At 62.2% G+C, this 12,168-nt stretch carries 13 protein-coding genes; 8 read left to right on the top strand and 5 right to left on the bottom strand.

Annotated elements, in window-relative coordinates:
• Positions 1-1,362, top strand: a complete 1,362-nt coding sequence (locus IF189_RS07585) for an HlyD family type I secretion periplasmic adaptor subunit (RefSeq protein ID WP_085710363.1) — start codon at positions 1-3, stop codon at positions 1,360-1,362.
• 145 nt (positions 1,363-1,507) lie between these two features.
• On the opposite strand, the gene IF189_RS07580 is transcribed toward IF189_RS07585, so the two are convergent.
• Both IF189_RS07580 and IF189_RS07575 read right to left on the bottom strand, forming a co-directional pair.
• Positions 1,508-2,104, bottom strand: a complete 597-nt coding sequence (locus IF189_RS07580) for a tRNA-uridine aminocarboxypropyltransferase (RefSeq protein WP_192553076.1) — start codon at positions 2,102-2,104, stop codon at positions 1,508-1,510.
• Between the two features lie 4 nt (positions 2,105-2,108).
• On the bottom strand, positions 2,109-3,002 hold the full coding sequence (locus IF189_RS07575; RefSeq protein WP_007956593.1) for a LysR family transcriptional regulator: 894 nt from the start codon (positions 3,000-3,002) through the stop codon (positions 2,109-2,111).
• A 205-nt stretch (positions 3,003-3,207) separates the two neighbouring features.
• On the opposite strand from IF189_RS07575, the gene speB reads away from it, so the two are divergent.
• The 6 genes from speB to IF189_RS07545 all read left to right on the top strand — a co-directional run bounded on the left by speB (position 3,208) and on the right by IF189_RS07545 (position 8,725).
• Complete coding sequence (gene speB, locus IF189_RS07570; RefSeq protein ID WP_007956591.1) at positions 3,208-4,158, top strand: agmatinase; 951 nt, start codon at positions 3,208-3,210, stop codon at positions 4,156-4,158.
• Between the two features lie 10 nt (positions 4,159-4,168).
• Positions 4,169-4,591 (top strand): YybH family protein, encoded by a 423-nt coding sequence (locus IF189_RS07565; protein WP_192553075.1) that lies wholly within the window; start codon positions 4,169-4,171, stop codon positions 4,589-4,591.
• A gap of 56 nt (positions 4,592-4,647) precedes the next feature.
• Positions 4,648-6,159 (top strand): purine-cytosine permease family protein, encoded by a 1,512-nt coding sequence (locus tag IF189_RS07560; protein WP_134825836.1) that lies wholly within the window; start codon positions 4,648-4,650, stop codon positions 6,157-6,159.
• Positions 6,160-6,238: 79 nt separating this feature from the next.
• Entirely contained in the window at positions 6,239-7,618 is a 1,380-nt protein-coding gene (locus tag IF189_RS07555) for a sodium:solute symporter (RefSeq protein ID WP_085710358.1), read from the top strand.
• Positions 7,619-7,703: 85 nt separating this feature from the next.
• A complete protein-coding gene (locus IF189_RS07550) occupies positions 7,704-8,429 on the top strand; it encodes an MBL fold metallo-hydrolase (RefSeq protein WP_134825835.1) in 726 nt (241 codons plus the stop codon).
• Between the two features lie 47 nt (positions 8,430-8,476).
• Complete coding sequence (locus tag IF189_RS07545; protein WP_085710356.1) at positions 8,477-8,725, top strand: phosphopantetheine-containing protein; 249 nt, start codon at positions 8,477-8,479, stop codon at positions 8,723-8,725.
• Positions 8,726-8,826: 101 nt separating this feature from the next.
• Here IF189_RS07545 and IF189_RS28965 read toward each other — a convergent pair whose 3' ends face one another.
• A complete protein-coding gene (locus IF189_RS28965) occupies positions 8,827-8,955 on the bottom strand; it encodes a PA1414 family protein (RefSeq protein WP_007914492.1) in 129 nt (42 codons plus the stop codon).
• A 142-nt stretch (positions 8,956-9,097) separates the two neighbouring features.
• Positions 9,098-9,991: a putrescine utilization regulator PtrR gene (gene ptrR, locus IF189_RS07540; RefSeq protein WP_192553074.1), complete on the bottom strand. Its 894-nt coding sequence runs from the start codon at positions 9,989-9,991 to the stop codon at positions 9,098-9,100.
• Positions 9,992-10,096: 105 nt separating this feature from the next.
• Here ptrR and IF189_RS07535 point away from each other — a divergent pair, with 105 nt between their 5' ends.
• Positions 10,097-11,278, top strand: a complete 1,182-nt coding sequence (locus IF189_RS07535; protein WP_134825834.1) for an MFS transporter — start codon at positions 10,097-10,099, stop codon at positions 11,276-11,278.
• Here the strand turns inward: IF189_RS07535 and IF189_RS07530 are convergent.
• Entirely contained in the window at positions 11,223-12,155 is a 933-nt protein-coding gene (locus tag IF189_RS07530; protein ID WP_134825833.1) for a DMT family transporter, read from the bottom strand. The two genes, IF189_RS07535 and IF189_RS07530, sit on opposite strands and share 56 nt — an antisense overlap.
• Positions 12,156-12,168: the final 13 nt, after the last annotated feature.

Genomic DNA, 12,168 nt, shown 5'->3' with positions numbered 1-12,168 from the left:
ATGTCTGCTTCCTCTTCTTCAAAATCGCGCGGTTACTTCGACAGTTTCGGCAAAAGCGCCGAGGCCGAATTCATGCCGGAAACCGCCGGCGCGTCGTTGCAGGATTCGCCGCGCTGGTCGCGGATCACCGTGTGGCTGGCAGCGGCGCTGCTGATCAGCGCGCTGGTCTGGGCCAAGTTTGCGGTGCTCGAAGAAGTGACCATGGGCGAAGGCAAGGCGATTCCGTCGAGCAAGGTCCAGGTGATCCAGAACCTCGAAGGCGGGATCGTCACCGAGATCTTCGTGCGTGAAGGGCAAATGGTGAACAAGGGCGATACCCTGCTGCGTCTGGATGACACGCGGTTTCTGTCGAACAAGGGCGAGAGCGAGGCTGATCGCTACGCGTTGATGGCGCAGGTCGAGCGTTTGTCGGCGGAGTCCGAAGGCCGGCCGATGAAGCTCTCGGACGAGATCGTCAGCAAGGCGCCGCAAGTGGCCGAAGACGAACGCGCGCTCTACGACCAGCGCCAGCGGCGCCTGGCCAGCGAACAGCGCACCCTCACCGAACAATTGCGGCAGAAGACTCAGGAACTGGCGGAGTTTCGCTCCAAGCAGGGTCAATACAGTTCCAGCCTGGCGCTGTTGCAGCAAGAGATGAACATGTCGTCGCCGCTGGTGGGTACCGGGGCGGTTTCGCCGGTGGAGATCCTGCGGCTCAAACGCAGCGCGGTGGAAATTCGTGGCTCGTTGAACGCCACGACCCTGGCGATTCCACGGGCGGAATCGGCGATCAACGAGATCAAGAGCAAGATCGACGAATCGGAACAGACCTTCCGTTCCGACGCCGCCAAGGACCTCAACCAGAAGCGCACCGACCTGTCGAAAATCACCGCGTCGAGCATCGCCATCGACGACCGCGTCAGCCGCACCACCGTGACCTCGCCGGTACACGGGGTGATCAAGCAATTGAAGGTCAACACCATCGGCGGCGTGGTTCAGCCAGGCAGCGACATGGTGGAAATCGTGCCGCTGGAAGACAACCTGCTGATCGAAGCCAAGGTGCGTCCGCAGGACGTGGCGTTCCTGCACCCGGGCCAGAAAGCCATGGTCAAGTTCAGCGCCTATGACTACACGATCTACGGCGGGCTCAGCGCCAAGCTGGAGCTGATCGGTGCCGACACCATCACCGACGACAAGGGCAACAGCTTCTACCTGATCCAGGTGCGTACCGACAAAAATCATTTGGGCGGGGATGTGAAGCCGTTGCTGATCATCCCGGGGATGGTCGCCACGGTGGACATCATTACCGGGGAAAAAAGCGTGCTGGATTACTTGCTCAAACCGGTGCTGAAGGCCCGGACCGAAGCGATGCGCGAGCGGTAGTGATGATCCGGAGTTTGTAGTGAATAATCTGGCCTCATCGCTGGCAAGCCAGCTCCCACAGTGTTCCTTTCGAGCACAAAGTCTGAGTCCGACGCTAAACCTGTGGGAGCTGGCTTGCCAGCGATGGGGCCAGCAGGAGCAATGATCATTTTTCAGAATGATTGCGCTGAAAGGTCTCCTCCCCCATTGCCGCAATCTGCCCCTCGATCAACGCCTCGAACGGCTTGAGCAACGGATCGAAAGAGGCTGGCGCTTCCAGGGTCTGCAACGCCTGAACAATCGCCTCGATGGTCGACAACGCCCCCGGCCCCGGTGCCTTGCGCAGCCGATACCGTGAAACCCCGCCCTGCGCCAGCGTCACCCGTGGCAACGCCGCCAGCAGCGGATTGAGGTGCAGCATCTTGCGCGCCTTGCGCCACGTGCCGTCCGGCACTACCAGCAACAGCGGTTCATCGGACGCGGTGTAAGCCTGCATCGGCTGTGCATCGTCCGCCGGGAACAGCAACCGCGCCCGATAGCCCGGCCGGTTCAGCAACGCAGGCAGATCCTTGAACACCTCGCCGACGATCAGTTCGGCATTGTTCAAACCGAGCGCTGCCAGCCGTGCGGTGTTGAGCGCGTGATTGACCTCGCTCGGGTGCTGCAACAGCAACACGCGGGTGCGGCTGTCGAGGCTGGGGATCAGCGGGCACAGGCAGTGGGTTTGTGGGCGCAGGCAGCGCGGGCATTGAGGTCTGGACATGTTCTTATGCCTGATTGAGCTGCGCTTTGAGCAGGTCACGGAAAGTCTGGATCAGCGGCTCGCGGCTGCGGCCACGGCGCATGATCATGGAAAACGGCGCCTGATAACCGAAGGTCGCCGGCAACAGAACCCGCAGGTCGCCCTTGTCGGCCCAGGCCTGGGCGTAATGCTCCGGCAGGTAGCCGATGTATGCGCCGGACAGCACCAGAATCAGCTGCGCCTCCATACTTTCCACGGTAGCGGCACTGTGTTTGAAACCGTGGCGTGCCAGTTCCGCCTGGCTCCAGTAGCCGCGCCCGACCATGCGTTGCTGGGTGATGACCTGTTCGGGAATCCGCCGTTCGTTGAATAACGGGTGACGGCTGCTGCAATACAGCCAGTGCTGTTCGCGGTACAGCGGCATGTACACCAGACCGCTCATGCGCGTGGAAAACGCGCCGATGGCCAGATCGAGGCGGTTGTCCTGCACGCCGAGTTGCAATTCGTAGGGACTCATCACCGACAGGTGCAAATGCACCGCCGGGTGTTCCTGGCTGTAGGCGCCGATGGCTTCGGCGAACGGCAGGGCCTTGTCGCTGACGGTGGAGTCGATCACCCCCAGATTGAGCGTGCCGCGCAGTTCGCCCTTGAGCGCGGCGGCGTATTGCTCGAAGCCTTCGAGTTCGGCGAGCAGGCGCAGGGTTTCCTGATGGAACAGCTCGCCCTTGCTGGTCAGGCTGAACCCGCCCCGCCCGCGATGGCACAGCACCAGACCGAGGGCGGCTTCGAGCTGGCTCATGTAGGTACTGATTGCCGAGGTCGACAGGTTGAGTTCCTGCTGCGCGTTGGCAAACCCCTGATGCCGCACGACGCTGACGAAGATGCGCAAAAGTTTCAGGTCGGGTAAAGCGTTGGCCATGGGGACTCCACTGATCGGGCAACGAGCATGGGCGAGAAGTCTATCTCCAGCCTTTCGATTAGTTTAGAAAAATCTGAACTAAGTTTTTGTTCGTAGCGATTCTTCCGCCTCACTACATTTCGCAGAATCGGCCCACAGCGGTGCCCGTGACCTTGCGAATGCGGCGCGCCGACATAAATAAAACAAAGACGATGAGGCCCTACCCGTGGACAAGATTCTTCACCAACCACTGGGCGGCAACGAAATGCCGCGCTTCGGCGGCATCGCCACCATGCTCCGACTCCCCCATGTACCGACCGCTGCCGGCCTGGACGCTGCCTTCGTTGGCGTGCCACTGGACATCGGTACTTCGCTGCGCCCCGGCACCCGCTTCGGGCCGCGCGACATCCGCACCGAATCGGTGATGATCCGCCCGTACAACATGGCCACCGGCGCCGCGCCGTTCGACTCGCTGTCGGTTGCCGACATCGGTGACGTGGCAATCAACACCTTCAACCTGCTCGACGCCGTGCGCATCATCGAAGAAGCCTACGACAACATTCTCGAGCACAACGTGATCCCGATGACCCTGGGTGGCGACCACACCATCACCCTGCCGATCCTGCGTGCCATCCACAAAAAGCACGGCAAGGTCGGTCTGGTGCACATCGACGCTCACGCTGACGTCAACGATCACATGTTCGGCGAGAAGATCGCCCACGGCACGACCTTCCGTCGCGCCGTCGAAGAAGGTCTTCTGGACTGCGACCGCGTGGTGCAGATTGGTCTGCGTGCGCAGGGTTACACCGCTGACGACTTCAACTGGAGCCGCGATCAGGGCTTCCGCGTTGTTCAAGCCGAAGAGTGCTGGCACAAGTCGCTGGAACCACTGATGGCCGAAGTGCGCGAGAAAGTCGGTGGCGGCCCGGTGTACCTGAGCTTCGACATCGACGGCATTGACCCGGCCTGGGCACCGGGCACCGGCACCCCGGAAATCGGTGGTCTGACGACCATTCAGGCGATTGAAATCGTTCGCGGCTGCCAGGGCCTCGACCTGATCGGCTGCGATCTGGTAGAAGTCTCGCCCGCTTATGACACCACCGGCAACACCTCGCTGCTGGCCGCCAACCTGCTGTACGAAATGCTCTGCGTACTGCCGGGCGTGGTCCACCGCTGAGGGTCGGGTCATGAACGAACGTGATCAGGTTCTGAAAGCGGCCGCCGATCTGGTGTCCGCCTTCGCCCGCAACGATCGCGAAGCCTACTTCGGCGCGTTCAGCGCCGATGCGAGCTTCGTGTTCTACACCCTCGAACAGCCACTGCTGTCGCGCGATGCCTATCAGGCGTTGTGGGACAGCTGGCGCGCCGAGGATGGCTTCGAAGTGCTGTCGTGCACTTCGAGCAACGCCTTCGTCAGCCTGCAGGGTGACTTGGCGGTGTTTATCCATGACGTGGCCACCGAGCTGCGCATGCAAGGGGAGCAACACTTCAGCCAGGAGCGCGAGACGATTGTTTTCAGGAAACAAGCGTCGAGCCTAGAACAACAAGGCCATTGGCTGGCCTGCCACGAACATTTGTCCGCAATGCCGGAAGGGCTGCCACCCCCTTAGCCAAGACAGGTGACGCTCACGACACGATGAGCGCGCCTTTATGATCGGAGCAGATCATGAATAACAACAACAAAGACCAAAGCCTTACGCAGATTGAAACCCACGGGGTCGAGCAGATCCCGGACAACGAACGCACCGCCGGTCCCGTGGATTTGTTCCGCATGATCTTTGGCGGCGCGAATACCTTTGCCACCGCCGTGCTCGGCAGTTTCCCGGTGCTGTTCGGCCTGTCCTTTCAGGCGGGCGTCTGGGCGATTGTCTCGGGCGTGCTGCTCGGCTCGCTGATCCTCGCACCGATGGGCCTGTTCGGCCCGCTCAACGGCACCAACAATGCCGTGTCGTCCGGTGCGCACTTCGGCGTGCACGGGCGAATCGTCGGTTCGTTCCTGTCGCTGTTGACCGCCATCGCCTTCTTCTCGCTCTCGGTGTGGAGTTCGGGGGATGCGCTGATCGGTGGTGCGAAACGCCTGATCGACCTGCCGGAAACCGACCTGACCCTGGGCCTGGCCTACGGTCTGTTCGCGGTGCTGGTGCTGACCGTGTGCATCTATGGCTTCCGCTTCCTGCTGTGGGTGAACAAGGTCGCGGTGTGGAGCGCGAGCCTGCTGTTCCTGCTGGGCATCTTCGCTTTCGCCGGTCCTTTCGATTCGCACTACGCCGGCACCGTCAGCCTCGGCCAGCCGGGCTTCTGGGCCGCGTTCATCGGCGCCGCGCTGGTGGCCATGAGCAACCCGATTTCCTTCGGCGCGTTCCTCGGTGACTGGGCCCGTTATATCCCGCGTGAGACTTCGCGCAAGCGGATCATGGCGGCGGTGATTTTCTCGCAGATCGCCACCTTCATTCCGTTCCTGTTCGGCCTGACCACCGCCACCATCGTAGCGATCCAGGCACCGGACTACATCGCGGCCAACAACTACGTCGGCGGTCTGCTGGCGGTATCGCCGAGCTGGTTCTTCCTGCCGGTATGCCTGATTGCGGTGATCGGCGGCATGTCCACCGGCACCACCTCGCTGTATGGCACCGGGCTGGACATGTCCAGCGTGTTCCCGCGCCTGCTGTCGCGGGTCAAGGCGACGCTGCTGATCGGCGTGCTGTCGATTGCCTTCATCTTCATCGGGCGCTTCGCAGCGAACCTGGTGCAGAGCGTGTCGACCTTCGCCGTGCTGATCATCACCTGCACCACGCCATGGATGGTGATCATGATCATCGGCCTGGTGGTGCGTCGCGGCTTCTACTGCCCGGACGACCTGCAAGTGTTCACTCGCGGCGAGCAAGGCGGACGCTACTGGTTCAGCCACGGCTGGAACTGGCGCGGCCTGGGTGCATGGATCCCGAGCGCGGCGGTCGGCCTGTGCTTCGTCAACCTGCCGGGGCAGTTCGTCGGCCCGCTGGGTGAACTGGCTGGAGGCATCGACATCAGCCTGCTGGTGACCCTCGGTCTGGCCTCGGTGATGTACCTGATGCTGCTGAGCCTGTTCCCGGAACCGGCGCTGGTCTACGGGCCGAAGGATCCACGGAGCAAAGGCGCCCATGCGCCGGCTGAAGCGGCGCTGCGTCAGGCCGCCTGAAGAAACGAATCGCCTGTGGGAGTCAGCCTTCTCCCACAGTGTTCCACCCCATAAAAAAGACAATCGGAGACACGCCATCATGGCTTTGGATTTATTCGTCGTCCTCATCTACGCGGCCGGCATGCTCTTGCTCGGCTATTTCGGCATGCGCAAAGCCAAGACCAACGAGGACTTCCTCGTCGCCGGGCGTAACCTCGGCCCGAGCCTGTACATGGGCACCATGGCCGCGACCGTTCTGGGTGGCGCGTCCACCGTCGGCACCGTGCGTCTGGGCTACGTGCACGGCATCTCCGGTTTCTGGCTGTGCGCGGCACTGGGTTGCGGCATCGTCGCGCTGAACCTGTTCCTGGCCAAGCCGCTGCTGAAACTGAAGATCTACACCGTTACCCAGGTCCTGGAAAAACGCTACAACCCGATGGCCCGCTCGGCGAGCGCGGCGATCATGCTGGCCTACGCGCTGATGATCGGCGTGACCTCGATCCTCGCCATCGGCACCGTATTGCAAGTGCTGTTCGGCTTGCCGTTCTGGGTCTCGGTACTGCTCGGCGGTGGCGTGGTGGTGGTGTACTCGGCCATCGGCGGCATGTGGTCGCTGACCCTGACCGACATCGTCCAGTTCATCATCAAGACCGTGGGCCTGATGTTCATCCTGTTGCCAATCTGCCTGTACAAAGTCGGTGGCTGGGACGAACTGGTGCTGAAGCTGCCGGCGGCGGCGTTCAACTTCACCACCATCGGCTGGGACACGATCATCACCTACTTCATGATCTACTTCTTCGGCATCCTGATCGGTCAGGACATCTGGCAACGGGTGTTCACCGTCAAGAATGAAAAAGTGGCTCAGTACGCCGGCAGCTTCGCGGGCATCTACTGCATCCTCTACGGTCTGGCCTGCGCCCTGATCGGCATGGCAGCGCACGTACTGATCCCGGATCTGGATAACGTCAACAACGCCTTCGCCGCCATCGTCAAACTGTCGCTGCCGGACGGCATCCGGGGTCTGGTGATCGCCGCTGCCCTGGCCGCGATGATGTCCACCGCCAGCGCCGGCCTGCTCGCCGCCGCCACCACCCTGACCGAAGACCTGCTGCCGAAACTGCGTGGCGGCAAACAGTCGAGCCTCGGCATCAACCGCCTGTTCACCCTGCTGACCGGTGTTGTGGTGCTGGGTATCGCGCTGATTGTGAATGACGTGATCAGCGCCCTGACCCTGGCCTACAACCTGCTGGTGGGCGGCATGCTGATCCCGCTGATCGGTGCGATTTTCTGGAAACGCGCCACCACCGCCGGCGCCATCGCCAGCATGGGCCTGGGTTTCGCTACCGCCCTGCTGTTCATGGTCAAGGACGGTCTGGACGCCAACACCCCGATCTACTACAGCCTGGCTGTGGGTCTGGTGAGTTTTGTGGTGGTCAGCCTGATGTCCCGCCGCCCAAACGTGGTGGCCAGCGCGATCTAAGCTGAACATAACGACTTGATGCTTTCTTCGACGGGTGTGGCGTCGGTTGCCACACTCGTTTTTTTTCGTCTGGAGAAAATGGCCGATGAAGATTGTTTCCCGGGACCAATGGTTCGAAGTGCAGCACCTGAGCGACGGCATTCGCCTGATCCACGAGCCCTACATCCGCCCGTTCTACCGCTGCAACCTGTGGCATGTTCAGGGTCGGGACAAGGATCTGCTGCTCGACAGTGGTTCCGGACTGGTGAGCCTGCGCGAACAACTGCCGTGGCTGACCGAACGGCCGCTGGTGGCGGTGGCCAGTCATTGCCATTTCGATCACATCGCCGGGCATCACGAATTTGCCGAACGGCTGGTGCATCCCGCCGAGGCGGACATTCTGGCTGCGCCGGATGGCGAGAATGACTTGAGCCGGGCCTTCGTCGGCGACGACATGTTCGAAGCGCACCCGGATTGCCCGTTGTGCTACGCCGAATACCGGGTCAAGGCTGCGCCGGCCACCGGGTTTGTCGAGGACGGTGATGTGCTGGACCTGGGCAACCGCACGTTGCAGGTGCTGCACACGCCGGGGCATTCACCGGGCGGTATCAGCCTCTATGAAGCCGCCACCGAAACCCTGTTCAGCGGCGACATCATCTACGACGGGCCGCTGATCGAAGACGCCTACCACTCCAATCTCGAGGATTACGCCGCCAGCTTGCGACGCTTGCAGGCCCTGAAGATCCGCACGGTGCATGGCGGGCATTTCGGCAGTTTCTCGGGAGAGCATTTACGTTCAATGATTGACGAATGGTTGCGCCGACACGCCTGAGGCCTGCTGTACTCCAGTCAGATCCCGCCACTTTTTGAACATCTGCCATGAGAAGAGCTGCCGTGCGTGCCGCCGTGCACCGATTCATCAAACGCCTGCTGGAACACCGCGACTTCAATGACAACACCAGTCTGGCGGAGCTGGGTCTGGAGAAGGCGGACATCGAGGATCTGATCTTCCACCTGGAAGATGAATTCGGACTGACGGCATTCACCGCAGAAGAGGACCGCATGCTCAAGAGCGCGAAAACCGCGAATGACTTGAGCCGGTTTCTGTTGGAAATCGGGCGACACTGAATAGCAAAAGGTCGCCGTTTCGGGCGGCTCCAGCTTCTTTTCTGCCGGAGCCGCCCGAAACGGCGACCTCTCTAATCTTTAATCCTTGAAGCCGGAAGGCATTACCGCCGACGCTGCTGACGCCGACGCTGTTCGTCGTCAGTACGAATCGGGACCGGTTGCAGAGGCGGTTCGATCAAGCCGAGGGCAACACCCAAATCGTGCAGCCAGTTCTGAATTTTCTCTTTCATCGTCATGCCCCCTTCAGGGTGGTGCTGAGCGGCCGGAATTCTGTAGCCGCTTCGCACTGATAATAGTCCGAAGTCCTACGCAATGCTCGGCGAAATCCGCAATGATCTGTTACTGAATGGATCAGAATCCCTGACCGTTCGTTCAAGCCGTTTCCCGGGTATCTTCGCCAGCCACGGGATAGAGCGCCTGCTGCTGTTCAATCCACGCATTGAGGTTGGCCCCGACCATGCCCCGGCGCCACATGAGCCACGTTGTCGCACTGGCAAAAGGTTCGGCCAGCGGGTGCACTGCGACACTTTCGCGCCCCGGCAGGCTGGCGAGCATCGACTCCGACATCAGCGCCACGCCGCTGCCGGCAATTACGCAAGCCAGCATTCCCTGGTAGGACTCGATCTCCATCGCCCGGCCCATCGCCGCGTGATAGTGGGCGAACCACGACTCCAGCCGCGCGCGGTAGGCGCAGCCATGACGAAAGGTGAACACCGCCCGCCCCTCGACATCCTTGGCACTGCGCACCGGCGGGTGATCGGCCTCGCTGATCAGCACCAGCCGCTCGCTGCACAGCGGCACGCCGTCGATCCCGGCCAGTTGCGGCGGGCCGTCCACCAGCGCGGCGTCGAGCCGCCCGGTGAGCAGCCCTTCGAGCAACTCGCCGCTGGGCCCGGACTGCACCTGAAGATTCACCGCCGGATACTGCTTGTGATAGCGCGCCAGCAACGCCGGCAAATGAATCGCGGCGGTGCTGTACAACGTACCGAGCACGAAATCCCCCGCCGGTTGCCCGCCCATCACCGCCGCACTGGCCTGATCGCGCAGGGCGAACAGTTTGCCGGTGTAGTCCAGCAGGACTTTTCCCGCAGGTGACAACTGCAAACGCTGACGCTCGCGGACGAACAGTTCGACGCCCAGTTGCTCTTCGAGCTGCTTGAGCCGGGTCGACAGGTTCGACGGCACGCGGTGCAGGCGTTCGGCGGCGCGAGTGATCGAGCCCTCCTCCGCCACGGCCTGGAAGATCCGCAATTGGCTGAACTCCACAACCTTTCTCCTGAACAGAACAAGTTACTCACTATTATTCAATTTTAAAGAAAGTCAATCAGTCCTAGCCTGACGGTCATCGAACCTTCCAACGGAATCCAGACCATGTCGCCGCTGATTCGCTTATCCGCCAGTTTCATTGCCCTGATGATGGCCATGGGCATCGGGCGTTTCGCCCTCACACCGCAACTTCCCCACCTGATCAGCGAAGGGCAGATCGACCTGACTGCCGCCGGTCTGATTGCAGCCGCGAACTACCTCGGCTATCTGCTCGGCGCCGTGGACGCGATGTTTTCCCGTCGGCCCGATCAGGTGCAACGGCGCCTGCATGGTGGCTTGTGGCTGTGTGTACTGCTGACACTGGCGTCGTTCTGGGCCAACGGCTTCTGGTCGCACTTGCTGCTGCGCTTCGGCACGGGTGTGGCGAGTGCCTGGGTGCTGGTGATGATTACGGCGCTGAGTCAGCCGCTGGCTGCGGCGGCGGGTCGTCCGCGATTGGGAGCGCTGGTGTTTGCCGGGCCGGGCCTTGGAATCTTTCTGACGGGGTTGCTGGCGCTGTTCTCGCATCTGGCGCAGCAGACTTCCGCCACTTTGTGGCTGATCTATGCCGCCGTGGCGCTGGTGATGTTGCTGGGGATCGTGCGGATCCTGCCGCAACCGGGCGTCGGTGCAAACGTCGCGCCTGCCGCCGTCAATCATTCGAATCGCGGGATTGGGCGATTGGCAGTGGTGTATGCCCTGTACGGCGTGGGCTACATCATTCCGGCCACGTTCCTGTCGCAGATGGCCAACGCGCAGTTTCACGGGCAATGGCAGGCGGATCTGTTCTGGCCATGCTTCGGCCTCGGCGCCGCGATTGGCGTGTTGCTGGTGAGCTTGCGTCGACACGACCCGGACACCACCCGTCACTGGCTGATGGCGACGTTGTGGTTGCAGGCCGCCGGAGTGTTTGCCTGCCTGCTGGGCAGCGGCCTCGGCCTGGCTTTGGGTGTGATCCTGTGCGGCACGCCGTTCCTGGCCTGCATGCAACTGGTGATGCAGCGCTCCCGGGAGCTGGCGCCCCACGCCACCCAGCGCAACGCCGGCCTGCTCACCGCGTGCTTCGCTGTCGGTCAGCTCAGCGGGCCGTTGCTGGCGGCGGTCAGCAGCCACTTCAGCGGTGGCCTGCAACCGGCGCTGGTGATCGCCGGCAGCGGCCTGCTGATTGCCGGTGGCCTGGCGTGGAAGCCGCTTACGACTGGCCGAGCGCTTTGCGCAAACGCCGACGCACCCACTGTTCCGCGCTGACGAAGGTGATGCCGAGCAACACCAGCACGGCACCGATGATGAAGTTCAGGCTCAGTTCTTCGCCGAGCAGCACCACGCCGAACGTGACGCCGAACAACGGCGTCATGAAGGAAAACACCGCCAGATTGGCCGCCAGATAACGGCGCAGCAGCCAGAACCAGGTCAGGTAACTGAAGAACGACACCACCAGGCCCTGGAACAGCACGCTGCCCACCGCCACGGCGGTCAGGCTGACGTGGGTGATCTGGCCGCTGAGCAGTGCGATCAACAGCAAACCGACGAAACCGACGATCAGCTGATAAAACAGCGTCAGCGTCACCGGCGCTTCCGACAGGCGCGAGGCGCGCACCACCACGGTGGTCGCGCCCCAACTGGCCCCGGCCAGTACGCCGAGAGCATCGCCCAGCAGCATGCGGTGATCGAGGTTGTCCCATGACACGCCGCCGGCAAACGCTACCGCGATCCCGACAAATGCCATGAAGATCCCCAGCCATTGCACCGGTCGCAGACGTTCGCTGGGCAACAGGAAATGCACGCCCAGCGCGGTGAAGATCGGCGCGGTGTAGAGGAAAACCGACATGTGCGCCGCAGTGGTCAGTTGCAAACCTTCGGAAATGAACAGGAACTCAAGCCCGAACAAGGCACCGGCCAACAAGCCGCCGCGCCAGGTCGTACCGACCTGATCCCAGCCGCCCTTCCAGCAGATGAGCAGTCCTACAAGCAACGCGGAAATCCCCGACCGCCCAGCCGCCTGCATCACCGGCGCGATATCGCTTGCCGCCCACTTGATCAGCACCTGCTGCACACCCCAGATCAGGCACAGGCCGATCATCACCTGCAGGGCAAAGCCGTCGGCACTGCGCCGACTGACGCTCACCGCAACACCTCGA

Origin of the sequence: Pseudomonas sp. IzPS59, assembly GCF_014863505.1 — a bacterium.
Classification (GTDB): Bacteria; Pseudomonadota; Gammaproteobacteria; order Pseudomonadales; family Pseudomonadaceae; genus Aquipseudomonas; species Aquipseudomonas kribbensis.
The sequence above is the reverse complement of the archived record's forward strand: the minus strand, read 5'-3'. Positions and strand labels throughout refer to the sequence as shown.

What these genes read in the sequence shown, in the direction of transcription:
- IF189_RS07545 (WP_085710356.1), top strand. Translation starts at nt 8,477, where the DNA reads ATGAGAAGAGCTGCCGTGCGTGCCGCCGTGCACCGATTCATCAAACGC.
- IF189_RS07575 (WP_007956593.1), bottom strand. Translation starts at nt 3,002, where the DNA reads ATGGCCAACGCTTTACCCGACCTGAAACTTTTGCGCATCTTCGTCAGC.
- IF189_RS07535 (WP_134825834.1), top strand. Translation starts at nt 10,097, where the DNA reads ATGTCGCCGCTGATTCGCTTATCCGCCAGTTTCATTGCCCTGATGATG.
- IF189_RS07565 (WP_192553075.1), top strand. Translation starts at nt 4,169, where the DNA reads ATGAACGAACGTGATCAGGTTCTGAAAGCGGCCGCCGATCTGGTGTCC.
- IF189_RS07585 (WP_085710363.1), top strand. Translation starts at nt 1, where the DNA reads ATGTCTGCTTCCTCTTCTTCAAAATCGCGCGGTTACTTCGACAGTTTC.
- IF189_RS07580 (WP_192553076.1), bottom strand. Translation starts at nt 2,104, where the DNA reads ATGTCCAGACCTCAATGCCCGCGCTGCCTGCGCCCACAAACCCACTGC.
- IF189_RS07560 (WP_134825836.1), top strand. Translation starts at nt 4,648, where the DNA reads ATGAATAACAACAACAAAGACCAAAGCCTTACGCAGATTGAAACCCAC.
- IF189_RS07550 (WP_134825835.1), top strand. Translation starts at nt 7,704, where the DNA reads ATGAAGATTGTTTCCCGGGACCAATGGTTCGAAGTGCAGCACCTGAGC.
- IF189_RS07555 (WP_085710358.1), top strand. Translation starts at nt 6,239, where the DNA reads ATGGCTTTGGATTTATTCGTCGTCCTCATCTACGCGGCCGGCATGCTC.
- IF189_RS28965 (WP_007914492.1), bottom strand. Translation starts at nt 8,955, where the DNA reads ATGAAAGAGAAAATTCAGAACTGGCTGCACGATTTGGGTGTTGCCCTC.